This is a genomic window from Microbacterium sp. GXF6406 (assembly GCF_054798215.1).
On record NZ_JBSJZH010000014.1, the window covers coordinates 1 to 24,214 of the forward strand.

A 24,214-nucleotide genomic window follows, 5' to 3' on the forward strand; every position below is an offset into this window, starting at 1 on the left:
TCACACGGTGACCGCGTCTACGTCGGGAACGACGTACCGGACCACCGTGCGCTACACCACTATGCGGGACTCAACTCCTTCCCCATCTCCGAGCGAGCGGACCTCAACCTCGTAGTGAACCGACGAGTTCGCCGGTACATCGGTCAATGAGACCGTCACTCCCTCTCGTAGATCGCCCTTCATCGCGACGGAGAATCCGCAGGAGTCGCTACCATCAAGACGAATCTCGCCCCAGAACAGCACCGCCCCCTCGCACAGAGTGCTCAGAAACGGCGAATTTCCTTCGATAGTTGAGACACGGAACCAAACCCCGCCGCCCCCATAGGACGGCAGCCACACCTCAGCCTTTGCCGTTCCCGGTTCGCTGCCTTCGATCACCTCACCGAGACGAATTCCGTACTCCTCCCCAGGAAGTGTGCGAATCTGCACCTCTGCGCCCTCCCGCACCGGAGTAGCCACCTCAACGGGCGCAGCCGCCGAACACGCTGCCAGCACCACGACCACCGCAGCAGCAGCGAACGCACCGAGCGTCACGCGACGCGCGACCTGAATGAGCTTGGACATAATCAGGCCTCCAGCGACACGAGAGCGGATGCCCGGAAGAACAGGCCAGCAGCCTGAATGCCGCCACCGTCGCCGGGGATCGCGTAGTTGCCGACCTCCAAGCCCTCGAAGCCCGTCGCCAGCGGCAGAATCTCCGGCTCCGTACGGGACGTTATGGAGACCGTGATCAACTCAGGCTTCTCCAGTGGGTCATCGCTCATCTTCAGCGCAGTCACAGACCACACGGGCAGATTGCTCACCCGGTCGATCTTCTGCTCACCCGTCTTGCGATCTGCGATCTTCGGCTGAAACGACAGTGCGCGGATATCTTCGGACTCGTCAATCTTGAACATGGTGTTCCTCTCGTTGAAGTGAACCAGTTTGGTTCACACCGGCAACGTATCACGCCGAACCACGCTGGTTCACATAATCGTCCCGAATCTTTGTGTTTGCAAGGTCTACCTACGTGCAACTGCGCCAACTTGGAGCACTCTGCTAACGTTGCCCACATGAGCGCCAACGAGCTTCCGCCTACATATCAACCAACACGCAACTACGTCGCCCCCGGACTGGCCGACGATCCCAGCAACCTCGCGCCATACTTCGAGCGCATCATCGCGACTGCGAGGCAAGCGATGGGCGAAGTGGTCACAGCGAAGGGCCGCACCCCGCGCGACCGCCTGGGTGATGCGTTGTCGAGCCTGGCTATCGTTAGGCGGGATGCTGAGATTGCGCAGCGCCTCACAGTCGAGGTCGCACTGTTGGGAGGCCACCTCTCACAGCGAGAATGTGCACGCGCCCTCAATGGCACCCTTGACGACCAGACAGCACCCCCCATCGGCACGATCGGGCAAGCATCCATCGGTCGGTGGGCACATGACCCGCTGACCTACGATGATCTGCCCGACTAATCGGCGCGTTCTCCGCCCCTGGCCTGTTCGCAGGTCAGGGGCTTTTTGTTGCCGCGATGCGGGAGCGCTGGCGCGAGTTCGGCCGTTCCGTGCCAAAACGCTCTACATGGACAAGAGCGGGCGCTGACGCGCCCGCGAGGGTGGTTCGGGCGCGGCGCGCGTGCGGCTTCGCCGGTCACGCCGCGCCCGAACCACCCTCGCACCGGTCACGCCGCCCCGCCTGTGGCGCTCTCGACGCCAATCCGTCCGCAAGAGCGCTGCCGCGCGCCGCAAGCGGCCCTTGCCTTCGAGATCATGCCCTCGCGAGCACGCCGACTAGGGCTGACCGCCGCAGTCGTCAACTCTTGCGCGGTAGGGTGGCCGGGTGAGTGTGACAGTTCGAATGGTGAAGTCCGGTGACGAGCGCGCATGGGCGGAGCTTTACGCGGGGTATCGAGCGTTTTATCGGCTTCCCGAGGATCCGCGCGCGGTGTCAACAACGTGGCAGTGGGTTCGCGATGGCGAGCATGGGCTGCTGGGGCTGGTGGCCGTTGATGACGCCGACCGTCCCGTCGCGCTGGCAAATCTGCGATGGTTTGCTCGTCCATCTTCGGCGACGATGGGTCTGTATCTCGACGACCTCTTCACTGCACCAACGGCGCGAGGGACTGGAGCAGCTAGCGCGCTGCTCACGTATGCGGCAGAGCGTGCAGGTGCGGGCGGGGGCAGCGTCGTGCGATGGATCACGGCTGCCGACAATACGTCGGCTCGGTCAGTGTATGACTCGCACGCAGTCGCGACGCCCTGGGTGACGTATGACATGAAGCCCATTTCCTGACGAGCGGCTCCTCACCAGGTCTCGATTGGGTACCGGCTGCCGGTGACCCTATGGTGCTCGCGCATGTTCCCGAGTGCTCCAAGCCTCCCGAGCACGCCGCGCTGCTTGCTCGGCCAGCCACTCCGCCAACCTCACATCACCATCGCTCAGCCCGCCGCCCACGTCAGCAGGCCGGTTCGCCTCCATCCATGCCGCGCGTTCTTCCCGCAGTCGTTTCCGAGTCAGGTGCGACAGCGACCACCCTTCACGCTGATCAGTCGGACGCGAAACAGTCACGACGTGACCGCCATAGCCGAGGTTGTCGTGCGCCCGTCGAGGGCAATCCGATGGGCCACCACGAGGGCAGTCCACGCAACGCACCCCGAGCCGCGCGGCCTGCCGCATCCGCTTGACGAACTCGACCCGCTCAGGCGTCGCCGTTTCGTCACGTTCCCCCGGCGTGATGTCCTTGGTCGAATACGCAAGGCACTTCGAGACGTACGAGATGATGCGTGCAGCAGCTCGCGACATGTCCGGCGTAACGTCGTCCGACTCCGTGATCCGCGCTCGAATCTCGCGATCCTGCACACCCCGCTTGCCCCACTCGACAACCTCGCCCGTTACCGGATGCGTCGCCGTCGCCATACGCGCAGCATGTCCCATCGCCTCAGCATCGACCGCAGTCCTGGCCGGCACTCGTACAACGGCATGAACGTGCAGCGCCATACGTGATTGCAACTCTCGGACGGCGTAGTACTCGGCGCCCGGGCAGAGCCGCCGCATCGCCGTAGCCGCCGACTTCCACAGCCGCCCGAGCGCCCCGTGCCACCGCACCTGATCCTCATACCGGTACGAGTCCTGGTCAATCGGCAGTCCGCGTAGGTGCACGTCGTCGTGTCCGTGAGTCTGCCCGCACTTGCAACGCTTGCCCGCGTCACGCTCCCATTTCGGCACCAGGTGCACCGAGCCGAACGAGGGAGCGGACAGGGTTATGAAGAAGTACCGATACCCGACGAGCGGATGCCCGTCTGCGTCATAGATGCCCGACCGTGCAATGCGCTGCCAATCGCCGCGATATAGACCGGCGCACGACGGACACACCGCTGTACGACGAGACTGGCACCGAATGAACCGGCCAGGCTCAACTTCGTACGGACGGGCGCAGATGTGCGAGCGGATCGCGGCGAGGACATCATCGGACGGTAGGCCAGATGTGCCCGTGGAGGTCATATCGTGCGCACCCCCGGCGCACCCCCACCGTGCAGACGACGACCGATCACCGCAGCAGATGCAACGAAATCACCGCGTGGAACCCGCTGCACAGCAGGTTCCGAGTCCTTCACACGGAAGAGGTCGTCGGTTCGAGTCCGGCATCGCCCACAGCAAAGCCCCGCACGTCTGAGACATGCGGGGCTTTTTCGTTCTCCTGTCGAATGGGTTCACTCTTCGTCGTGCTGAACCCATTCGGCGGTGTCGATCAGGCCGCGGAAGAACCGCAGGACGGCTGCGCGGTCTGCGGAGCTCAGCTGGGCGATCGCATCGAAGCGTCGAGCGTGGCTGCGTCCAACACTGGCGCGCGCCGACTGCCGCGTTTCGGCTGTCACGTGAATCGATGTGCTTCGGCGGTCATCGGGGTGGGGCGCGCGCGTCACGTGCCCGCCGGCGGCCAGCCGATCCAGGAGCTTTGTCGTCGCGGCGGCCGTCACGCCCAGGTGGGCTGCGATCGATCCGGGCGTGGAGGCCTGACCATTGCGCTCTTGTGCGATGAGGAAGCGCAGAGCCCGCATGTCTGTGTCGCCGAGGCGCATGTAGCGGCGGGACGCCTCGCTCATGCTGCGCTCCGTGTCTCGCCACTCGTTCATCGCCTCGAGCACGGCCACTACCTCATCGACGTCCTCCGCGCTGAGGCCAGAGCGGTCGACGATCTCCCCATCGGGGTCCATGATCCGTGGGTCGAGCATCGAGAAAGCTGTCGCGTCATCACTCACATGATCATCCTAACCGGGTTGAACTTAAACTAGGTTTAATGTTTACTGAGATAAGAAATAAACGGATCTACTGAGGGAGCAAGCATGAGCGGACCAGAAGAACGCGTCATTCTCCTCGACGACGACGGGTCCCCCCTCGGCGCTGCGCTGAAGTCTGAGGTGCATGGCGAGGCCACACCCCTTCACCTCGCCTTCTCCTGCTACGTGGTCGACGCGCAGCGCGATCGCCTGCTGCTCACGCGGCGGGCTCTGACGAAGAAGACCTGGCCGGGGACGTGGACGAATACGTTCTGCGGGCACCCCGAGCCCTTCGAGCCGATCCCCGAAGCCGTCCACCGGCGGGCAGAGCAAGAGCTCGGACTGCAGATCCGCGATCTGCAGCTCGTTCTCCCGGACTTCCGCTACCGGGCCGTCGATGCATCGGGAATCGTCGAGAACGAGATCTGCCCGGTCTACGCCGCCGTCATCGATTCCGAAGTCACCCCCGATCCCGCCGAGGTCATGCAGACGCAGTGGTCGCGACCGGAGCACCTGCTCCAGGGGATCGAGTCGACGCCCTGGGCCTTCAGCCCGTGGATGGTCGACCAGATCCGCGAAATGGTTGCCCTGCCGAGCTCGTCGATGATCTCATGGGGGCTGGAGGTCGCCCGATGATGCTCACGAGCACCGACGCCCGCGTCGCCGTCGACGCCGTTCTCGACACCTTCTATGCCGAAAGGATCGCGCGAGCAGGCGCCTCGGGCAGCCAGTACGAGTTGCTGTGGCGACGCATGCGAGATGCCTCCCGCGGTGGCAAGAGGCTGCGCCCTGGCCTTGTTCTGCTCGCGCACACGGCGCTGGGCGGCAATGCGCCGGAGGATGCTCTGACCGCTGCCGCCGCGACCGAGCTGATGCACACGGCCCTCCTGTTCCATGACGACGTCCTCGACGCAGACCTCGTCCGTCGCGGCGAGCCGAACCTTCAGGGGCGCTTCGTCGCCGATGCGTTGGAGTCGGGCCTGGGCGGAGAGCACAGCCGCACCTGGGGAGACACGGCCGGCGTGCTCGGCGGAGATCTGCTCATCAGCGCGGTGCATGCCTTCGCCGCCCGGATCAACAGCCCCGCTCGTGTCGAGATCCACGAGATCCTCGATGAGAGCATGTTCGTCACCGCCGCCGGCGAACTCGCCGATGTCGGCTACGGGGTCGGAGCCATGCGCCCCGACGCGGCGGAGATCGGTCGGATGATGGCCGAAAAGACGGCCCACTACACGTTCTCCGCACCGCTGCGCATTGGCGCCGCTCTCGCCGGGGCCTCTGCCGAAGCATCCGCCGAGCTCTCCCAGATCGGTGCAGCGCTCGGATTCATCTATCAGCTGCGCGATGACGTTCTCGGCGTCTTCGGCGACCCGGACACACTGGGCAAGTCGATCGACGGCGACCTGCGCGAGGGCAAGAGAACACTGCTGATCGCCCATGCCGAGCATTCGGCCGAGTGGGCTCGGGTGAGCCATCTCTTCGGACGCCGGGGCATCGATGCGGGCGATGTGGCTCTTCTGCGCCAGGCCATCGTCGATTCCGGTGCGGCCGCGGAGATCGAGCGACTGCTGACCCACGAGGGCGACCAGGTCGCCGCTCGCATCGATGCTTCCTCCCTGCCGTTGCCGTTGCGCCAGGAACTGCGCGCGATCGCGCGTCGCTGTGCGGAGAGGGAGTCATGACCCTCACCGGTCTCGATCTCTTCACCCGTACAGCTCGATCCGCATCCGCGCAGGTGATCACGGCGTACTCGACATCCTTCGGACTCGCCAGCAGACTGCTGACTCCGAGGTCGCGCGGACAGATCGCCGATATCTACGCCCTGGTCCGCATCGCGGATGAGATCGTCGACGGGCCGGCGGCCGAAGCCGGCCTCTCCCCCGCGGAGAAGGCGGAGATGCTCGATGAGCTCGAGGCGGAGACGCTGCGGGCGATGGCCCGCGGGTTCAGCGCGAACATGGTCGTGCACGCTTTCGCCGCGACTGCACGGGAGACCGGCATCCAGAGCGACATCGTCATCCCGTTCTTCGCCTCCATGCGGATGGATCTCGATGAGGATGCCGTCTATGACGACGCCGCTTACCGTCGATACATCCACGGCTCTGCCGAGGTCGTCGGGTCCATGTGCCTGCGCGTCTTCGCTCAGGAAGGTCGCGGCATCCGCATCGACGATGGCCTCGACGAGGGCGCCCGCCGGCTCGGCGCCGCCTTCCAGAAGGTGAACTTCCTCCGCGACCTCGGCGACGACTGCGACCGACTGGGCCGGACCTATCTGCCGGCATTCGATCCGGATTCCTTCAGCGATGCCGACAAGGATGCCGTCGCCGACGAGATCGAAGAGGACCTCCGCGTCGCGCGCCTCGCCATCAGCCGCCTGCCCCGCCGGTCCCGGCGGGCGACGACCGCCGCCGCCGATCTCTTCGGACGGCTCAATACGGAGATCCGTGCGACTCCAGCCACGGAGTTGCGCACGCGCCGCGTCTCGGTTCCGACATCCGTCAAGCTTCGCATTCTCGCCCGCGCCCTATCTGGACGGAACTCTTCGTGACCCCCGCACCCTCCGCGCCCCAGCGCATCGTCGTCATCGGCGGCGGTATCTCCGGTCTCGCCACAGCAGCACTGCTCGCAGCCGACGGTCACTCCGTCTCGCTCATCGAGTCGCGCGACGAGCTCGGCGGACGAGCCGGCCGCTACCAGCGCGACGGCTTCACCTTCGACACCGGTCCGTCGTGGTATCTCATGCCCGAGGTGTTCGACCACTTCTTCCGCATGCTCGGCTCCTCCTCCGAGCAGGAGCTCGATCTGGTGCGCCTCGACCCGGGGTACCGGGTCTACTTCGAAGGGGATGCTGAGCGATTCGACCTGCCCGCAGAAGGTGCGCGCGAGGCGATCATCGATCTCGATCCCGCATCCCGCGAGGGACTCACCCGCTACTTCGACTCGGCCGCCGAGACGTACGACATCGCCACGAAGCAGTTCCTGTACACGAACTTCTCCTCGCTCACCGGGCTCGTCGATGCGGATACGGTGAAGCGCCTCCCGCGTCTCCTGCGTCTGCTGGCACAGCCGCTCGACCGTTTCATCGCCGCGCATTCACCCTCCAAGCGCGTTCAGCAGGTGCTCGGATACCTGTCGGTGTTCCTCGGCACATCACCGGCCGCTGCACCGAGCATGTACCACCTCATGAGCCATCTCGACGTGGATCAGGGCGTCCTGTATCCGCAGGGCGGGTTCTCGACCGTGATATTCGCGATCGAACGGCTCGCACGCGCGCATGGCGTTGAGATCCTCACCGGCACGCGCGCGACGCGGATCACGGTGGAGAACAATCGCGCGACGGGCGTCGACGCGGTTCGCGACGGGGCATCCGTGCATTTCGATGCGGATGTCGTCGTCTCCACCGCGGATCTCGACATCACGGAGAACACGCTGCTCGACAAGCCCGAGCACCGCAGCACATCGACCCGCTGGTGGAAGAAGAGAAACCCCGGCCCCGGTGCGGTCCTCGCACTTCTCGGCGTCGAGGGAGAACTCCCCCAGCTCGCCCACCACACGCTGCTGTTCGCCGACCGCTGGGAAGAGGGCTTCGACGCGATCTATGGGGACGAGCCGCACATCCCCGACCCGGCCTCGCTGTACATCTGCCGTCCGAGCGCGACGGATGACACGGTCGCCCCGGTCGGGCACGAGAACCTGTTCGTGCTCGTGCCCGTCCCGGCTGACCCGGGCATCGGTTCGGGTGGCGACGATGGAGCGGGGCACGAGCGGGTCGAGCGCACGGTCGACGCGGCGATCGCGCAGATCTCCGAGTGGGCCGGAATCCCCGACCTCGCGGATCGGATCGTCGTCCGCCACTCGATCGGACCGGCCGACTTCGAGCGCGAGTACGGCTCTTGGCGGGGCGGCGCGATCGGTCCCGCGCACACCCTTCAACAGAGCGCGTTCTTCCGAGGCAGCACACGCTCTCGCAAGGTCGACGGGCTCTTGTACGCCGGGGCGACCACGGTGCCCGGTGTGGGGCTGCCGATGTGCCTGATCAGCGCCGAACTGGTGCTCAAGCGCATGCGCGACGATCAGAGCGCAGGCCCCACGGAGACAGCGGCGTGACCTACGGATATCTCCTCGCGCTGCTCGTGAGCTTCGGCTGCGTCGTCGCGGTCGATATTCGCTTCCGTCTCTTCCTCGGGCGGTCGCTCCCCTCGGCGCTTCTCGTGCTCGGGGTGGGGCTGGCCTTCTTCCTCGCCTGGGATGCCGCGGGAATCGGCCTGTCGATCTTCGCCCGCGGTGACAGCCCTTTCCTGCTGGGCATCATGCTCGCCCCGGAACTCCCGCTCGAGGAGCCGATCTTCCTGCTGTTCCTCTGCGAGGTGACGATGGTGCTCGTGCTGGGAACTCAGCGTCTGCTCGAGAGCCGACGCGCGAGCGGGCACGGCGAGGCGGAGCGATGACCTATCTGCTTCTTGCCGGCATCTTCCTCGCGATAGCCGGGGTCAGCGCGCTCATCCTGCGCGCACGCACCCGGCACCCGCGCCGAGCGGGCGTGCGGCTGCCTGCTCTTCTCCTCGGAGGGGCAGCCCTCCTCATCCTCACGGCGGTCTTCGACACCGTCATGATCGCCGTCGGGCTGTTCACGTACGCCGATGAGCACATCATCGGTCTGCGGATCGGACTCGCTCCACTCGAAGACTTCGCCTACCCCCTCGCCGCCCTGATCCTTCTGCCCGCACTGTGGGCTTTCCTCCGGAGCCGTCATGATCACTGATCTCATCGCCGCATCCCGCCCCATCAGCTGGATCAACACCGCTTTCCCGTTCGCAGCCGCCTATCTGCTGGTATCGGGAGAGGTCGACCTGACGCTGGTGATCGGAACCGTCTTCTTCCTGATCCCCTACAACCTGGCGATGTACGGCATCAACGATGTCTTCGACTACGCCTCGGATTTGAAGAATCCACGTAAGGGCGGTGTCGAGGGCGCACTTCTCGACCCACGCCGCCACCGCGGAGTGCTCATCGCGGCGGGGCTGTCGTGCCTGCCGTTCCTCATGTATCTCGTGATCGTGGGCGACCCGGTCTCGTGGCTCGTCCTCGCGATCAGCATGTTCGCCGTCTACGCCTACTCGGCGCCGCCGTTCCGCTTCAAGGAGATCCCGTTCCTCGACTCGATCACCTCGAGCACGCACTTCGTGAGCCCGGCGCTGTTCGGGCTCCTGCTCGCCGGCGGCACTCCGGATGCCGGATCGATCACGATCCTCGTGGCCTTCTTCCTCTGGGGCATGGCCAGCCACGCCTTCGGAGCCGTGCAGGACGTGGTCCCCGACCGCGACGGAGGCATCGCCTCGATAGCCACCGTGCTGGGCGCCGCCTGGACCGTCCGCGTCGCCCAGCTGTTCTGGACCGCGGCAGGAGTCCTGATGCTGACGACCGGGCCGCCCGCGGCATGGGCCGCTGTGCTCGCGATCCCCTACCTGATCGCCGCCGGCCCGTTCTGGCGCGTCGACGACGCCGATTCCGCAACCGCGAACCGCGGCTGGAAGCACTTCCTCTGGATCAACTACGCGTGCGGCTTCGTCGTCACGATGCTCCTCATCATCACCGCGATCACCTCCGCGTAATGAACCGTCCCTCGACCTCGGAGATCCCGATGAACGACACCACTGCTGTCCCCCATGCCTCACCCGCGACGGTCTGCGGCGCGCCATTCGCGGCGCAGCCCCAGCCGTACGATGCAATCCTCCTGGCCGGTTTCGGCGGCCCCGAAGGGCAGAATGACGTGATCCCGTTCTTGCGCAACGTCACGCGCGGCCGCGGCATCCCGGATGAACGCCTCGAAGAGGTCGCGCACCACTACCGCCACTTCGGCGGCGTCAGCCCGATCAACGCGCAGAACCGCCTCCTGAAAGCGGCGCTCGAGGCGGAGATCGCGCACCGCGGCCTGACCCTGCCGGTCTACTGGGGCAACCGCAACTGGGCTCCCTATCTCGACGAGTCGGTTCGCGAGGCAGCCGGCAACGGACACACGCGCCTGCTCGGTCTTGCGACCAGTGCATACAGCTCGTTCTCGAGCTGCCGTCAGTATCGGGAGGACTTCGCGCGCGTCCTCGAAGAGACCGAGCTCGTCGGTACCGTGACGATCGACAAGATCCGCCAGTTCTTCGATCACCCGGGCTTCATCGATTCCTTCGTCGCGTCGATCGTCGACGAGCTGGGACGTTTCCTCGACGATGGCATCGTCGCCCAGGCCCTCCGGGTGCTGTTCACCACGCACTCGATCCCGACCGCCGACGCTCAGCGCTCCGGCCCCCGCGATCAGGACTTCGGCTCCGGCGGAGCTTATGAGGCCCAGCACCGCGCCGTGGCCGCAGCCGTGATGGAGCGCGCAGCCTCCCAGGACTCACGTCTGGCGGATGTCGCCTGGGAGCTGGTGTACCAGTCTCGCTCCGGCCCGGCCTCGCAGCCCTGGCTCGAGCCCGACATCTGCGACCGGATCTCCGAGCTGCCCGCCGAAGGGATTTCGGCGCTCGCCATCTCCCCCATCGGGTTCGTCAGCGACCACATGGAGGTGATGTGGGATCTCGACAACGAGGCGCTCGAAGCCGCTGAGGAAGCCGGTCTTCGCGCGGCGCGCACGGCCACGCCGGGGGCCGATCCGATCTTCGTGCGCGGTCTCGTGGACCTGATCGAGGAGCGGATCGCGGCGGTCGCCCCCGCCGATCGCATCACCGGCACGTCGCTGGGCCCGTGGTTCGATGTGTGCCGCCCCGGATGCTGTGAGAACGTGCGCGCCGGGTTCAAACCGGCTGCGGCGGGCGTCGCACCGTGACAGCCCCGGTGCTGGTGTGGTTCCGCGATGACCTGCGTATCGCGGACCACCCGGCATTGCACACGGCCGCCGCCACCGGCGCGCCGATCATCGGGATCTATGTTCTCGACGAGGGATCCGCCGGCGTTCGCGCGCTCGGCGGCGCCGCGCGATGGTGGCTGCATCATTCGCTCACCTCGCTGGGTGAGCGACTCGCCGAGCGCGGCGTGCGCCTCGTCCTGCGGCGGGGGCCTGCGGTCCGCGTGATCCGGCAGCTCGTGACGGAGACCGGGGCGCGCGGCATCCACTGGAATAGGCGCTACGGCAAGCCGGAGCGCGATATTGATGCGGAGCTCAAGAGCGGCCTCCGCGACGAGGGTGTCGACGCGCACTCTCACGCCGGAAATCTCCTCCACGAACCATGGACCGCGCAGACCGGGGCCGGGACGCACTATTCGGTCTTCACCCCCTTCTGGCGTGCCTGTCAGGCTCTCCCCGCTCCGCGGCTGCCGTTGCCCGAACCGCCCCGAATGACGCCGGCCGCGGTCGACATCGCCTCCGATGCGCTCACCGACTGGGAACTTCTGCCGACAGCGCCGGACTGGGCCGCGGGGCTCCGCACCGCCTGGACACCCGGCGAGCCCTCAGCGGTCGCACGCCTGCACGAATTCCTCGAGGATGACCTCTCCGACTATGACCGGGCTCGTGATGAGCCGGCATCGGGCGCGACGTCGATGATCTCACCCCGCCTGCGCTGGGGCGAGATCAGCCCCCATACGGCCTGGCACGCCGCAGTCGAGGTAGGCGGTTCCGCCCGGTTCCTCGCAGAGCTCGGCTGGCGGGAGTTCGCCTGGCACACGCTCTTCCACTTCCCCGCCCTCGCCGACGATAATCTTCGTCCCGAATTCGACGCGTTCCCCTGGCCGCCCCTCGACCCCGACATGCTCGTCTCCTGGCAGCGCGGCGAGACGGGCATCCCGCTCGTCGACGCCGGCATGCGGGAGCTCTGGGAGACCGGGCACATGCACAACCGTGTGCGCATGGTGACGGCATCCTTCCTCATCAAGAACCTGCTCATCGACTGGCGGATCGGGGAGGAATGGTTCTGGGACACGCTCGTCGACGCGGATGCCGCCAGCAACCCGTTCAACTGGCAGTGGGTCGCCGGATCCGGAGCCGATGCGGCACCCTACTTCCGCGTCTTCAACCCGATCCTGCAGGCCGAGAAATTCGACCCGCACGGCGAGTACATCCGCCGGTGGGGCGGGGCGACGAGCAGAGAGCCCATCGTCGATCTGCGTGCGACGCGTCAGGCGGCGCTCAACGCCTATGAAGCGGTCAAGAGCTCTCAGCGTCCGGCGCGCTGAGGTCCTGTCCCGCGTCCGCTTCCGGCATCCCCGGCCCGGGGCCGGGACGCACGGTCGCATCGTTCCGGATATCCACGCGGGTCGCCGTGCCGCTCCTCGTCACCTCGATGCGCGGGGCGGCGTCCGCCTCGGTCGCCGCCGGAGCGGCCGTGAGCTGATCGCGCCGCTTCTCCTCGGGTGTCTGCTCGGTGCTCGTCATCGTGTCCTCCTCAGTGAGGGTGCCCACGATAGTGTTCAGCGCTCGCACCTCCGATGGGCTTGACATCCGTTCCGCGGGGCGGCCTCAGATCTGGACGCGCCACCCGTGCCGATCGGCGAGAGCCTGGGCGATGTACATGAAGCGATGCCGATCCAGCGGTGACGCCTCACGACGGATCCCCTGATGGTGGATGCTGTAGAGCTTGTCCATCTCGATCCAGGAGTCGCGCTTGTGGTTGTCCCAGGTTCCCGGTCCGAGCAGCATGAGGTTCTGGGCACCGGGACGCGCCTTCGTCGTGAGCTTCAACGCATAGACGCGCAGCGTGTCATGGCGGGCGATGACGAGCATCGGGCGGTCCTTGCCCTGCTCGGGATCCTCGGCGTACGGCACCCAGGCCCAGACGATCTCACCCGTATCGGGGATGCCGTTGAGGCGCTGCGGCGCGTATGTGATGAGCACGTCGCGCGAGGCGGGGTCGGTGACCTCCCATGCGCGGGTGATGAGTTCCTGCAGCTCGATGCGGCGCTGCAGCGGGCTTTTGATCCCGAGCCTGCGACGCACCCATGAGATGAGTCCCATCAGGCGGTGCGCGCCCATCCGTAGCGGGCGATGAGCGCGGAGGCGACGCGGTCGTAGCGTCCGCGGTCGAGGATCGCCGCCTCGCGCCGCATACCCCGATCGTGCACGCTGTAGAGCTGCTCGATGTCGACCCAGGACTCGCGCCCCTGGGAATCCCACGCACCACTGCCGATCGAGAGGTAGTCGCGGTCGCGCTCATGCGCCTTGCTCGTCATGCGGACCGCGTAGACCCGATCCGAGGACTGACGGCCGATGACGAGCACCGGGCGGTCCTTGCCGCGCCCATCGTTCTCCTCATACGGCACCCAGGTCCAGATGACCTCTCCGGAGTCCGGAGCACCGTCCTTCTCGGGTGCGTAGTCGACCAGGAGATCCGTGATGCGCTCGGGGTCGATCCGCACGGTGTCGCTCCCCCGCGCGCGCCCGGCTTCCACCGTGGGAGCGGCGGATGGGGCATCCACCCGCAGGGTTGCACGAGGACGTCCCGCCTTCGTCGTTGAAGGTCGGGACGTCCGGTTGGTCAGGGTGTCGATGGCGAGGCCGAGGAGTCGGCCGAGAATGCTCTGAGAAGAACTCACCTCGACACCCTATCGATCTCAGGCGTCGACCAGTGCGTACCCCTCCTCGCCGTGGACGACCACGTCGACGCCGGCGATCTCGTCCTCATTCGTGATCCGGAACCCGATGGTCTTCTGGATCGCCGTGCCGATGACGAAGGCCACGACGAAGGAGTAGAGCAGAACACCGAGGGCTGCGAGCACCTGGACCACCAGCAGGCGTGCGTCTCCGCCGACGAAGAGACCCTGGTCCATGGCGAAGAATCCGAGGTAGACGGTGCCCAGGAGTCCACCGACGAGGTGGATGCCGACGACATCGAGCGAGTCGTCGAAGCCGAGGCGGAACTTCAGCTCGACGGCCAGCGCGCAGGCGATGCCGGACAGCGCGCCCAGCAGCAGGGACCATCCCGGGGTCAGGTTGGCGCAGGCGGGCGTGATGGCGACGAGACCGGCCACGGCACCGGATGCGGCGCCGACCGAGGTCGGCTTGCCGTCCTTGATGCGCTCCACGAGGATCCAGCCGAGGATCGCGGCGGCGGTGGCCCCGAGCGTGTTGAGGCCGATGAGTCCGACGCCGCCCATGTCCTCGGCGTTCCACTCGGCGCCGGCGTTGAAGCCGAACCAGCCGAACCACAGCAGTGCTGCACCCAGCAGGGTCAGCGGCACGTTGTGCGGCTTGAGGATGCCCTTCTGGAAGCCCACTCGCTTGCCGAGCACCAGAGCCAGGGCCAGCGCCGCCGCGCCGGCGGTGATGTGCACGGCGGTACCGCCGGCGTAGTCGATCACTTCGATGCCGCTGTCGGCGCCGAAGAGGGTCGTGCCGAGCTCCATGACCCAGCCGCCGCCCCACACCCATGCGGAGATCGGGAAGTATCCGACCGTGGCGAACACGCCCGCGAAGATCAACCAGCTGCCGAACTTCGCTCGATCGGCGATGGCACCCGAGATCAGCGCGACCGTGATGATCGCGAAGGTCGCGCCGTATGCAACGCCGAGGAGTGCGACGTTCGAGCCCTCACCCGTGGCGAGGCCGCTCAGGCCGAAGTCCGCGAACGGGTTGCCCGCGAACTGTCCGGGCCTCTCGACGGCGCTCATCGAGAAGCCGAAGAGGATCCACAGCACGGCGACGAGGCCGATCGAGCCGAAGCTCATCATCATCATGCTGACGACGCTCTTCGCCTTGACGAGCCCGCCGTAGAAGAAGGCGACACCGGGGGTCATGAGCAGGACCAGCGCCGTAGCGGTGATCCCCCATGAGATGTTTCCGGGAGAATCCATGCGTAAACCTCACATTCGAAGTGATCGAGGGCTTCAGTATGTTGAGCCCCGATTACCGGAATGCGCGCGCGATGTTTCTCCTGCGTTACAGGAGGCGTCGTGATGTGAACATCGCGTTACGGCGCCGCGGGATCCTCGATGGAGTGGGTGAGAGCGTTGAGGCGCGAGATCGCCCGCAGATACTTCTTGCGGTATCCGCCACCGAGCATCTCCTCGGAGAAGACCTGGTCCAGGCTCACGCCCGTCGCCGCGATCGGGATCTGCGCGTCGTACACACGGTCGATGAAGGCGACGAACCGGAGGGCCTCGGACTGGTCGGTGAGCTGGTCGACATCGCGCAGGCCGACGAGAGAGAGCCCGTCGATCAGACGGATGTACCGCGACGGGTGCACCGTGGCGAGATGGCGGATGACGTCGGCGAAGAGATCATCGGATGCCGTCGGGCCGGCGGCGGCGATGCGCGCCGCGTATGCTGCGTCGTCGTGGACGATCGCCTGACCGTCGAGGGCTCGCTGACGGAAGTCGACGCCGTCGATGCGCAACGTCTGGAAGCTGTCGGACATCGCGTGGATCTCACGCAGGAAGTCCTGAGCGGCGAACCGCCCCTCGCCGAGGGCGTTCGGCGGCGTGTTTGATGTCGCGGCGAGGCGCGTGCCGGTGCCGACGAGCTCCCCCAGCAGACGGGTCATGACCATCGTGTCGCCGGGATCGTCGAGCTCGAACTCGTCGATGCACAGCAGATCCGCGCCGCGGAGCAGCTCGACGGTGTTCTTGTATCCGAGAGCGCCCACCAGCGCCGTGTACTCGATGAAGGAACCGAAGTACTTCCGCCGTGCCGGCATCGCGTGGTAGATCGAGGCGAGCAGGTGCGTCTTGCCGACGCCGAATCCGCCGTCGAGGTAGACGCCCGGTTTCATCTCGGGCTCTTTCTTCGCCCGGCTGAAGAATCCGCCGCGCTTGACAGCGACGGATTTGCCCGCGAAGCGCTGGAGGAGATCCTTGGCCTCGGACTGGGACGGGTAGGCGTCATCCGAGCGGTAGCTGTCGAAGGTCGCCGTGTCGAACTGCGGCGGCGGGACCAGGCTCGCCAGCATTTCGGGACCGGTGACGACCGGCTGGCGATCGGTGAGGTGCACAGCGTTCGGGTTCATCGTGTCGGTCATGCGTTTCCTGTGTCGAAGTCTGACAGAACGATGCCGGACGCGCCGAACAGCTCTATCGTCGAAGGGGACGGATCAAGACTACGCCGTCGCGCCAGCACTAGAGCCTTCGCTCGCACACACCTCGAGGAGCGCCCCGTGACCATCGACTTCGATTCTTCCGTCGACAAGTTCTCCGAGTACGCCGAACCCGGCCGGCTCGTCAGCACCGAATGGTTGGCGACGCGTCTCGAGGAGCCCGGACTCGTCGTCGTCGAATCCGATGAGGACGTGCTGCTTTACGAGACCGGGCACATCCCCGGCGCGGTCAAGGTCGACTGGCACACCGAGTTGAACGACCCGGTGGTCCGCGATTACCTCGATGGCGAGGGATTCGCCCGGCTCATGAGCCGCAAGGGCATCGCCCGCGAAGACACCATCGTGATCTACGGCGACAAGAACAACTGGTGGGCTGCATACGCGCTCTGGGTCTTCTCCCTGTTCGGGCATGAGGACGTGCGCCTGCTCGACGGCGGCCGGGACCGCTGGATCGCCGAGGGGCGCGGGACGACCACCAACGCGACCGTGCGCCCGGCGACGGAGTACCCGATCGTCGAGCGTGATGACACGATTCTGCGTGCTTACAAGGACGACGTGCTGGCGCATCTCGGAAACCCGCTCATCGACGTTCGGTCCCCCGAGGAGTACAACGGCACCCGCACCACCGCTCCCGCCTACCCCGAGGAGGGCTCGCTGCGCGCCGGACACATCCCGACGGCGCAGAGCATTCCGTGGGGTCGTGCCGTCGCGGAGGACGGCGGCTTCCGTTCGCGCGCCGAGCTCGATGAGATCTACCGGGCCGGTGCGGGGCTTCAGGATGGCGATGACATCGTGGCCTACTGCCGTATCGGCGAACGCTCGAGCCACACCTGGTTCGTGCTGAAGCACCTGCTCGGGTTCGACAAGGTCCGCAACTACGACGGATCCTGGACCGAATGGGGCAGCGCCGTGCGCGTGCCGATCGTCACCGGCGACGAGCCGGGCACGCTGTGACCGTGTGAGAATGACGGGGTGAGCACGACGAACGTCCCCGATGCCCTGGCCTCGATCCGCGAGGATTTCCTTGAGCTGCCCGAAGCGGAGCGGCTCCAGCTGCTGCTGGAGTTCTCCAACGGGCTCCCACCGGTATCCGACGAGGTCGCCGCTCACCCCGAGATGACGGAGCGGGTGGCAGAATGCCAATCCCCCGTCTACATCTACGTCGAGATCGTCGACGACGCGGTCACCATGCACGCCACCGCGCCGCCGGAGGCGCCGACGACGCGCGGGTTCGCCAGCATCCTGGCGCAGGGCGTCCAGGGGCTCAGCCCCGACGAGGTCCTCGCGATCCCGGACGACTACCCTCAGTCGATCGGGCTCACGCGTGCCGTCTCGCCGCTGCGCATCGCCGGTATGACCGGCATGCTCATGCGGGTCAAGCGTCAGGTCGCACTGAAGCGCTGAACCCGTTCTCGACCAGCCACGCGTCGATCGCCGACGTCCAGCCTGTCTGATCGTAATTCCACAGCTTCGTGTGACGCGCGCCTCCGAACCGCGGCATCGTCACGATGTCCGGGCGCGCCTCGGCCAGCGCATGCGATGCGTCGGCGGGGACGAAGCCGTCATCCTCGCTGTGCAGGATGAGGATCGGTGCGACGAGCTCTTCGGCACGCGCCACCATGTCGAGGCTGTCGAACTGGATCGCGTCCTCCGCGCCGCTCAGTCGCGCCGTGAGCGGCGTCGAGAGTGCATTCATCGCGAGTGTGGGCAGCGGGCCGCCGATCCCCGACTCCCGCGCCTGAAAACGCAGCACCGTACGCCAGTCGACCACCGGAGACTCCAGCACGAGGCCGGCGATCGCATCGCGGTATCCCGACGAGACCGCCGTCTGCAGGGCGATCGCCCCTCCCATCGACCAGCCCATCAGGATCACCCGCTCAGCGCCGTGGCGCAGCGCATAGGCGATCGCAGCATCGACATCCCGCCACTCGGCGGCGCCGAGGGAATACGCGCCGTTGCGGCTGCGCGGGGCCTCGCCATCATTCCGATACGACACGACGAGGTTCGTCATCCCCGCCGAATGGAAGACGGGCACAGCACGCAGGCACTCCGCGCGAGTGACGCCCCGGCCATGCACCTGGATCACCCAGGTCGGTGAGACGAGGGCAGGAAGCGGCGCAGGGAAGACCCATGCCGGGCAGGGCCCCGCCGGAGCACCGATCAGGGCCGACTCCCACGGGAGATGGAGCTCCGCCGGAGACGAGTAGTACCAGCCGCTGAAACCCGCCGCCCGATCGATCTGCGAGCCCGGCTCGATCTGCGTCAGCAGCTTTCTGCGCACGCGCTCCGCATCCGCGCTCAGCACGGCGCCCAGCTTCACATAGTCGTGGCTACCGGTGGTGAACAGACCGTATCGGCCGGGCAGCTCCGTGTCGGGCGTTCGCGCCAGCTCGATCGTCTGCGCCCCCGTGTCGACCGCCAGGATCTGCGTGTCCATGTCCCGAGGCCCGGGAGTGACCACCCTGCGTGCGATCTGGAAGACCACGAACAGGATCGCGGACGCCAGCGCGACGGCGGCAGGGACGAGGATTGCGACGGCGTGCCTGAGACTCTTCATCGCTTCCTGACTCTAGCCTGTCACCGTGAGCGGACTTCCCGACGCCGGATCGCTATTCGCCCGTGCCGCAGCAGAGCTGCGCGACACGGTATTCCGCGACGACATCGTCATACGCGAGATCCCCTCTCCCCAGGGACTCGCCCCCTACTCGATCGCGTTCGCCGCAGACGTCCGTCCGGACGACCATGGCGACTCGATCTACGGAACAGGGCGTTTCGTCCTCCTGCACGATCCGGAGACCCCCGAGGCCTGGGGCGGCGCGTGGCGCATCATCGCGTTCGCTCAGGCACCGCTCGAACCGGAGATCGGTACCGACCCGCTCCTCGCCGACGTCACCTGGTCGTGGCTGATCGATGCCCTCGCCTCCCACGGCGCTTCCTACCACTCGGCATCCGGAACCTCGACCAAGACGCTGTCGACGGGCTTCGGCTCGCTCGGCGACGAAGGCGATGGCGCCCAGATCGAACTACGATCGTCTTGGACGCCGGAAGAACCGTTCCGGCCGCACGTTGAAGCATGGACCGAACTCGTCGGCATGCTCGCCGGGCTCCCGCCCGGTTCAGAGAACATCGCCGTGTTCGGCGCACGAAAGGCTAGTCGTGACTGAGTACGCCGTCATCGACGACACGATCGCATTCGAAGAGGCGTGCGCAGCGCTCGCCGCGGGAACCGGCCCGGTGGCCGTCGACGTCGAGCGGGCTTCGGGATTCCGATACTCGCAGCGGGCCTACCTCGTTCAGGTCTTCCGCCGCGACGCCGGTGTCTTCCTGTTCGATCCCCCGGCGCTGGGCGACTTCTCGCCGCTGCAGGCTGCGATCGGCTCCGTGGAATGGGTCTTCCACGCCGCGAGCCAGGACCTTCCCTCGCTGCGGGAGCTCGATCTCGTGCCGGAGACGATCTTCGACACCGAGCTCGCCTCGCGCCTGCTCGGACACGACAAGGTCGGCCTGGCCGCCGTCGTGGAGGACACCCTCGGCATCGTCCTCAAGAAGGAGCACTCGGCCGCCGACTGGTCCACGCGTCCGCTGCCCGACACCTGGCTCGAATATGCGGCTCTGGACGTGCTGCACCTCGTCGACGTGCGCGACGAGATAGCCCGTGAGCTCGAGGAGCAGGGCAAGACGGAGTTCGCCGCACAGGAGTTCGCCGCTACTCTCGCACAGCCTCCGCGTCCGCCGCGCGATGAGCCCTGGCGTCGACTGAGCGGTCTGCATCAGGTCAAGGGTTCGAAGAACCTGGCGATCGCCCGTGCTCTGTGGCAGGCGCGGGAGGAGTACGCGCAGCAGCAGGACACGTCCCCGGGACGCCTGGTCCCGGATCGCTCGCTCGTCGCCGCCGTGATGGCGAATCCCGACAGTAAGAGCCGGCTCGCCGCCGTCTCCGGCTTCACCGGGCGTGCCAGCCGCTCGCAGCTGGATCGCTGGTGGGAAGCGATCGTCCGCGGACGCGAGAGCACCGATTTGCCCCGTGCCCGTGTCTCCAGCGATGCTCTCCCCCCGGCACGCAGCTGGGCCGAGCGCAATCCTGAAGCCGACGCGCGTCTCAAGGCGGCGCGTCCTGTCGTCGAGGCCCTCGCCGAAGAGTTGAGCATACCGACGGAGAATCTTCTGAAGCCCGAATCGCTGCGCCGCATCGCCTGGGCAGATGCGGGCACATCGGCCGAGACCGTTGGAGCGGCTCTCGCCGCGCAGGGCGCCCGCCCCTGGCAGATTGAGCAGACTGCACAGAAGATCGCAGATGCTTTTGTAGATGCTGCTCAATCGGCCGATCAGGCCCCCGCTTCGGATTCGTAGGTTCGATCCAAGCGATTCCGCTGGGTCCGGGGCTCCTCCTAGGCTGAAGCCATCCCTAACCTTGGAGGCAGAGTGGCCGAGATCTCGGACGTCTACTTCGTCGATGGAATGCGCACCCCGTTCGGGCGCGCCGGCGAAAAGGGCATGTACTGGAACACACGCGCAGACGATCTCGCGGTGAAAGCGACGATCGGGCTGATGGAGCGCAACAGCGCCGTCCCCGCCGATCGTATTGACGACGTCGCGATCGCCGCGACCAGTCAGACCGGAGACCAGGGGCTGACGCTCGGCCGTTCGGTCGCGATCCTCGCGGGTCTTCCGAACACGGTTCCCGGACTCGCCGTCGAGCGCATGTGCGCAGGCGCCATGACGAGCGTCACGACGATGGCCGCGTCCATCGGCATCGGCATGTACGATTTCGCCCTCGCCGGCGGTGTCGAGCACATGGGCCACCACCCCATCGGCGGCAACGCCGATCCGAACCCGCGCTTCGTCGCCGAGAAGATGGTCGACCCGGGCGCGCTGAACATGGGCGTGACCGCAGAGCGCATCTTCGATCGTTTCCCGCACCTCACGAAGGAGCGCTCCGACCGCTACGGCATGCTCAGCCAGCACAAGGTGCAGGCCGCGTACGACGCCGGCAAGATCCAGCCCGACCTCGTCTCCGTCGCCGTCAAGGGCGCCGACGGCGCATGGGGCCTCGCCACTGAGGACGAGGGGCGTCGCCCGCAGACGACCATGGAAGACCTCGCGGGCCTGAAGACGCCGTTCCGTCCGCATGGCCGGGTCACGGCCGGGACCTCCTCGCCGCTCACCGATGGTGCGACGATGTCGTTGCTGGCCGGTGGCGGCGCCGTCAAGGAGTTCGGCCTGGCACCGAAGATGAAGATGGTCTCGTTCGCATTCGCCGGCGTGCAGCCGGAGATCATGGGCATCGGACCGATCCCCTCGACCGAGAAGGCGCTGAAGAAGGCCGGACTCACGATCTCCGACATTGGGCTCTTCGAGCTCAACGAGGCCTTCGCGATCCAGGTCATCTCCTTGCTCGACCACTTCGGCATCGCCGATGACGACCCGCGCGTCAACGCCTGGGGCGGTGCGATCGCCCTCGGCCATCCGCTCGCCGCATCCGGCGTCCGTCTGATGATCCAGCTGGCCGCTCAGTTCGCCGAGCGCCCCGACGTCCGCTACGGACTGACGGCGATGTGCGTCGGACTGGGCCAGGGCGGCTCGGTCATCTGGGAGAACCCGTTCTACGACGGCAAGAAGCGCAAGTGAGGCATGAAGCAATGACCGATTACTCCACCATCGACTTCTCGCCCATCCTCGCCCTCGCGGGTGACGATGAGGTCATCACCCACTCGACGGTGCGCGACGTGCGCCTCGCGTCGGGCAAGACTCTCGCCCTGATCACCCTCGACAACGGCCGCGACCACACCCGACCGAACACGCTGGGCCCGGCGACCCTCACCGAGCTCGGAGAGACTCTCGACGGTCTCAAGAAGCGCGCTGCGGCCGGTGAGATCCAGGCGGTCGGCATCACCGGCAAGCAGTACATCCTGGCGGCCGGAGCCGACCTCTCCGACATCTCCAAGGTGACGTCGAAGGATCACGCGCGCCTCATCGCGCAGCTCGGGCACAAGGTCATCGGCTCGCTCGGCGATCTGGGCGTGCCCTCGTTCGCCTTCGTGAACGGGCTCGCGCTCGGCGGTGGCCTCGAGATCGCGTTGAACTCCGATTACCGCACGGTGGATGCCTCTGCTGCCGCGGTCGCGCTCCCGGAGGTCTTCCTCGGGCTCATCCCCGGTTGGGGCGGGGCTTACCTGATGCCGAACCTGATCGGCATCGAGAACGCCCTCGAGGTCGTCATCTCCAACCCGCTCAAGCAGAACCGCGTTCTCAAGCCCCAGCAGGCGTTCGAGCTGGGAATCTTCGATGCCATCTTCCCGGCATCGACGTACCTCGAGCGTTCGCTCGCCTGGGCCGACGGGGTCCTTTCGGGAAAGATCTCGGTCGAGCGCAAGAACGTCCCCGGCAAGATCGAGCGACTCACGAAGTGGCCGATCGCCATCAAGATGGCCCGCGGCATGCTCGAGTCGAAGATCGGAACGATGCCTCGTTCGCCGTACCTCGCCCTCGAGCTGCTCGACAAGGCGAAGAGCGGAACGAAGGCAGAGGGCTTCGCGCGCGAGGACGAGGCGCTGACCGAGCTCGTCGCGGGTGATCAGTTCGCGGCATCCATGTATGCGTTCGACCTCGTGCAGAAGCGTGCCAAGCGCCCTGTCGGCGCCCCCGACAAGGCGCTTGCGAAGAAGGTGACCAAGGTCGGCATCATCGGTGCGGGTCTCATGGCCAGCCAGTTCGCGCTGCTGTTCGTTCGCAGACTGCAGGTTCCGGTGCTCATCACCGACCTCGATCAGGCACGCGTCGATAAGGGCGTCGCTTACATCCATGAGGAGATCGGCAAGCTCGAGGCGAAGGGCCGGCTCGACGCCGACGCCGCCAACAAGCTGCGCGGACTCGTCACGGGCACGACCGACAAGTCGCTGTTCGCCGACTGCGACTTCGTCATCGAGGCCGTGTTCGAAGAGGTCGGCGTCAAGCAGCAGGTGTTCGGCGAGATCGAGAAGATCATCGCGGATGACGCGATCCTCGCGACGAACACCTCGTCGCTGTCGGTCGAGGAGATCGGCGCGAACCTCGCTCACCCCGAGCGCCTCGTCGGTTTCCACTTCTTCAACCCGGTTGCGGTCATGCCGCTGATCGAGGTGGTGAAGACGCCGGTGACGAGCGAGCAGACCCTCTCGACGGCATTCGTCGTCGCGAAGGGACTCGGGAAGAACGCGGTGCTCACAGCCGACGCCCCCGGCTTCGTCGTCAACCGTCTGCTGGCGAAGGTCATGGGCGAGGCCGCGCGTGCGGTCTACGAGGGCACGCCGATCGCCGAGGTCGAGAAGGCGTTCGGACCGCTCGGCCTGCCTATGGGCCCCTTCCAGCTCATCGACCTCGTCGGTTGGAAGGTCGCAGCCCACGTGCAGGACACGATGGTGCGCCACTTCCCCGAGCGCTTCTACGCGAACGAGAACTTCCACGCGCTGGCAGAGCTCGACGAGGTCGTCACGAAGGACAAGGGGGGCCGTGTGATTGGCTGGACGAAGGCCGCGGAGAAGGTCCTCAAGGGCAACGTCGGCTCATCGCCGGCTTCGGCCGAGACGATCCTCACCCGCGTGCAGGACGGCCTCGCGCAGGAGATCCGTCTCATGCTCGATGAGAAGGTCGTCCCTGAGGTCGAGGACATCGACCTCTGCCTGATCCTCGGCGCCGGCTGGCCGTTCATCGATGGTGGTGCCTCGCCGTACCTGGACCGCGAGGGCGCGAGTGAGCGCGTGTTCGGCGCGACGTTCCACAACCCGCCGATCCGCGGCATCGGCGGCTGATCGATCGCCGATCCTGATGTGGGGCAGGCCGTTGCTTGAGCAGCGGCCTGCCCCACGTCTTCTTCAGCAGTCGACGTGCCGGTGATAGGTTTTGGTGATGTCCCATGACACCACACCGCTGTCTTTCACACGTCGGGAATTCTGGTCCGGCGCG

27 protein-coding genes are annotated in these 24,214 nt (G+C 66.6%); 17 read left to right on the top strand and 10 right to left on the bottom strand.

Annotated elements, in window-relative coordinates:
• Positions 1 to 51 precede the first annotated feature (51 nt).
• Both ACWAUG_RS09140 and ACWAUG_RS09145 read right to left on the bottom strand, forming a co-directional pair.
• A complete protein-coding gene (locus ACWAUG_RS09140) occupies positions 52 to 564 on the bottom strand; it encodes a hypothetical protein (protein WP_460802216.1) in 513 nt (170 codons plus the stop codon).
• Between the two features lie 2 nt (positions 565 to 566).
• The gene (locus ACWAUG_RS09145) at positions 567 to 896 is read right to left on the bottom strand and encodes a hypothetical protein (protein WP_460802217.1); all 330 of its coding nucleotides are present in this window, start codon (positions 894 to 896) and stop codon (positions 567 to 569) included.
• A 156-nt stretch (positions 897 to 1,052) separates the two neighbouring features.
• Between ACWAUG_RS09145 and ACWAUG_RS09150 the strand changes: the two genes are divergently transcribed.
• Together ACWAUG_RS09150 and ACWAUG_RS09155 are read left to right on the top strand one after the other, a co-directional pair.
• Positions 1,053 to 1,454: a hypothetical protein gene (locus ACWAUG_RS09150; RefSeq protein WP_460802218.1), complete on the top strand. Its 402-nt coding sequence runs from the start codon at positions 1,053 to 1,055 to the stop codon at positions 1,452 to 1,454.
• A 364-nt stretch (positions 1,455 to 1,818) separates the two neighbouring features.
• Complete coding sequence (locus tag ACWAUG_RS09155; protein ID WP_460802220.1) at positions 1,819 to 2,271, top strand: GNAT family N-acetyltransferase; 453 nt, start codon at positions 1,819 to 1,821, stop codon at positions 2,269 to 2,271.
• Between the two features lie 48 nt (positions 2,272 to 2,319).
• On the opposite strand, the gene ACWAUG_RS09160 is transcribed toward ACWAUG_RS09155, so the two are convergent.
• Both ACWAUG_RS09160 and ACWAUG_RS09165 read right to left on the bottom strand, forming a co-directional pair.
• Complete coding sequence (locus tag ACWAUG_RS09160) at positions 2,320 to 3,480, bottom strand: replication initiator (RefSeq protein WP_460802221.1); 1,161 nt, start codon at positions 3,478 to 3,480, stop codon at positions 2,320 to 2,322.
• Between the two features lie 209 nt (positions 3,481 to 3,689).
• A complete protein-coding gene (locus ACWAUG_RS09165; protein WP_460802222.1) occupies positions 3,690 to 4,238 on the bottom strand; it encodes a MarR family winged helix-turn-helix transcriptional regulator in 549 nt (182 codons plus the stop codon).
• Positions 4,239 to 4,322: 84 nt separating this feature from the next.
• Between ACWAUG_RS09165 and idi the strand changes: the two genes are divergently transcribed.
• From idi to ACWAUG_RS09210, 9 genes are read left to right on the top strand one after another with little or no spacing between them, the layout of a single operon-like run.
• Positions 4,323 to 4,892, top strand: a complete 570-nt coding sequence (gene idi, locus ACWAUG_RS09170) for an isopentenyl-diphosphate Delta-isomerase (protein WP_460802223.1) — start codon at positions 4,323 to 4,325, stop codon at positions 4,890 to 4,892.
• Positions 4,889 to 5,938 (top strand): polyprenyl synthetase family protein, encoded by a 1,050-nt coding sequence (locus ACWAUG_RS09175; protein WP_460802224.1) that lies wholly within the window; start codon positions 4,889 to 4,891, stop codon positions 5,936 to 5,938. Before idi ends, ACWAUG_RS09175 begins: the two co-directional genes overlap by 4 nt.
• Positions 5,935 to 6,804 (top strand): phytoene/squalene synthase family protein, encoded by an 870-nt coding sequence (locus ACWAUG_RS09180; RefSeq protein ID WP_460802225.1) that lies wholly within the window; start codon positions 5,935 to 5,937, stop codon positions 6,802 to 6,804. The genes ACWAUG_RS09175 and ACWAUG_RS09180 overlap by 4 nt, the downstream gene beginning before the upstream one ends.
• Positions 6,801 to 8,363 carry a phytoene desaturase family protein gene (gene crtI, locus ACWAUG_RS09185; protein ID WP_460802226.1) on the top strand — a complete coding sequence of 521 codons (1,563 nt, stop codon included), beginning with the start codon at positions 6,801 to 6,803 and terminating at the stop codon, positions 8,361 to 8,363. The genes ACWAUG_RS09180 and crtI overlap by 4 nt, the downstream gene beginning before the upstream one ends.
• Positions 8,360 to 8,704: a lycopene cyclase domain-containing protein gene (locus ACWAUG_RS09190; RefSeq protein ID WP_298036363.1), complete on the top strand. Its 345-nt coding sequence runs from the start codon at positions 8,360 to 8,362 to the stop codon at positions 8,702 to 8,704. Before crtI ends, ACWAUG_RS09190 begins: the two co-directional genes overlap by 4 nt.
• Positions 8,701 to 9,018, top strand: a complete 318-nt coding sequence (locus tag ACWAUG_RS09195) for a lycopene cyclase domain-containing protein (RefSeq protein WP_298036365.1) — start codon at positions 8,701 to 8,703, stop codon at positions 9,016 to 9,018. The genes ACWAUG_RS09190 and ACWAUG_RS09195 overlap by 4 nt, the downstream gene beginning before the upstream one ends.
• Entirely contained in the window at positions 9,008 to 9,868 is an 861-nt protein-coding gene (locus ACWAUG_RS09200) for a prenyltransferase (protein WP_460802227.1), read from the top strand. The genes ACWAUG_RS09195 and ACWAUG_RS09200 overlap by 11 nt, the downstream gene beginning before the upstream one ends.
• Before the next feature lie 29 nt (positions 9,869 to 9,897).
• Entirely contained in the window at positions 9,898 to 11,076 is a 1,179-nt protein-coding gene (locus ACWAUG_RS09205) for a ferrochelatase (RefSeq protein WP_460802228.1), read from the top strand.
• The gene (locus ACWAUG_RS09210; RefSeq protein ID WP_460802229.1) at positions 11,073 to 12,422 is read left to right on the top strand and encodes a cryptochrome/photolyase family protein; all 1,350 of its coding nucleotides are present in this window, start codon (positions 11,073 to 11,075) and stop codon (positions 12,420 to 12,422) included. Before ACWAUG_RS09205 ends, ACWAUG_RS09210 begins: the two co-directional genes overlap by 4 nt.
• Here the strand turns inward: ACWAUG_RS09210 and ACWAUG_RS09215 are convergent.
• The 5 genes from ACWAUG_RS09215 to zapE all read right to left on the bottom strand — a co-directional run bounded on the left by ACWAUG_RS09215 (position 12,394) and on the right by zapE (position 16,198).
• A complete protein-coding gene (locus tag ACWAUG_RS09215; protein ID WP_298036374.1) occupies positions 12,394 to 12,621 on the bottom strand; it encodes a multidrug transporter in 228 nt (75 codons plus the stop codon). The two genes, ACWAUG_RS09210 and ACWAUG_RS09215, sit on opposite strands and share 29 nt — an antisense overlap.
• An 84-nt stretch (positions 12,622 to 12,705) precedes the next feature.
• The gene (locus tag ACWAUG_RS09220) at positions 12,706 to 13,200 is read right to left on the bottom strand and encodes a type II toxin-antitoxin system PemK/MazF family toxin (RefSeq protein ID WP_460802230.1); all 495 of its coding nucleotides are present in this window, start codon (positions 13,198 to 13,200) and stop codon (positions 12,706 to 12,708) included.
• The gene (locus tag ACWAUG_RS09225) at positions 13,200 to 13,778 is read right to left on the bottom strand and encodes a type II toxin-antitoxin system PemK/MazF family toxin (RefSeq protein ID WP_298036378.1); all 579 of its coding nucleotides are present in this window, start codon (positions 13,776 to 13,778) and stop codon (positions 13,200 to 13,202) included. The genes ACWAUG_RS09220 and ACWAUG_RS09225 overlap by 1 nt, the downstream gene beginning before the upstream one ends.
• Positions 13,779 to 13,796: 18 nt before the next feature.
• A complete protein-coding gene (locus tag ACWAUG_RS09230) occupies positions 13,797 to 15,035 on the bottom strand; it encodes an ammonium transporter (RefSeq protein ID WP_460802231.1) in 1,239 nt (412 codons plus the stop codon).
• A gap of 116 nt (positions 15,036 to 15,151) precedes the next feature.
• Positions 15,152 to 16,198, bottom strand: coding sequence for a cell division protein ZapE (zapE, locus tag ACWAUG_RS09235; protein WP_460802233.1), 1,047 nt, complete (start codon positions 16,196 to 16,198; stop codon positions 15,152 to 15,154).
• A 135-nt stretch (positions 16,199 to 16,333) separates the two neighbouring features.
• On the opposite strand from zapE, the gene ACWAUG_RS09240 reads away from it, so the two are divergent.
• Both ACWAUG_RS09240 and ACWAUG_RS09245 read left to right on the top strand, forming a co-directional pair.
• Positions 16,334 to 17,227 (top strand): sulfurtransferase, encoded by an 894-nt coding sequence (locus ACWAUG_RS09240; RefSeq protein WP_298036385.1) that lies wholly within the window; start codon positions 16,334 to 16,336, stop codon positions 17,225 to 17,227.
• 18 nt (positions 17,228 to 17,245) lie between these two features.
• Positions 17,246 to 17,677 (top strand): SufE family protein, encoded by a 432-nt coding sequence (locus tag ACWAUG_RS09245; RefSeq protein WP_298036386.1) that lies wholly within the window; start codon positions 17,246 to 17,248, stop codon positions 17,675 to 17,677.
• Here ACWAUG_RS09245 and ACWAUG_RS09250 read toward each other — a convergent pair.
• Complete coding sequence (locus tag ACWAUG_RS09250) at positions 17,649 to 18,830, bottom strand: alpha/beta hydrolase family protein (protein WP_298036389.1); 1,182 nt, start codon at positions 18,828 to 18,830, stop codon at positions 17,649 to 17,651. The genes ACWAUG_RS09245 and ACWAUG_RS09250 overlap by 29 nt on opposite strands.
• A gap of 25 nt (positions 18,831 to 18,855) precedes the next feature.
• Here ACWAUG_RS09250 and ACWAUG_RS09255 point away from each other — a divergent pair, with 25 nt between their 5' ends.
• The 4 genes from ACWAUG_RS09255 (at position 18,856) to ACWAUG_RS09270 (ending at position 24,060) form a co-directional block, all read left to right on the top strand.
• Complete coding sequence (locus tag ACWAUG_RS09255; protein WP_460802235.1) at positions 18,856 to 19,437, top strand: DUF3000 domain-containing protein; 582 nt, start codon at positions 18,856 to 18,858, stop codon at positions 19,435 to 19,437.
• Positions 19,430 to 20,623 (top strand): ribonuclease D, encoded by a 1,194-nt coding sequence (locus ACWAUG_RS09260; protein ID WP_460802236.1) that lies wholly within the window; start codon positions 19,430 to 19,432, stop codon positions 20,621 to 20,623. The genes ACWAUG_RS09255 and ACWAUG_RS09260 overlap by 8 nt, the downstream gene beginning before the upstream one ends.
• 72 nt (positions 20,624 to 20,695) lie before the next feature.
• The gene (locus tag ACWAUG_RS09265; RefSeq protein WP_298036396.1) at positions 20,696 to 21,901 is read left to right on the top strand and encodes a thiolase family protein; all 1,206 of its coding nucleotides are present in this window, start codon (positions 20,696 to 20,698) and stop codon (positions 21,899 to 21,901) included.
• An 11-nt stretch (positions 21,902 to 21,912) separates the two neighbouring features.
• On the top strand, positions 21,913 to 24,060 hold the full coding sequence (locus tag ACWAUG_RS09270) for a 3-hydroxyacyl-CoA dehydrogenase NAD-binding domain-containing protein (protein WP_460802237.1): 2,148 nt from the start codon (positions 21,913 to 21,915) through the stop codon (positions 24,058 to 24,060).
• Positions 24,061 to 24,214: the final 154 nt, after the last annotated feature.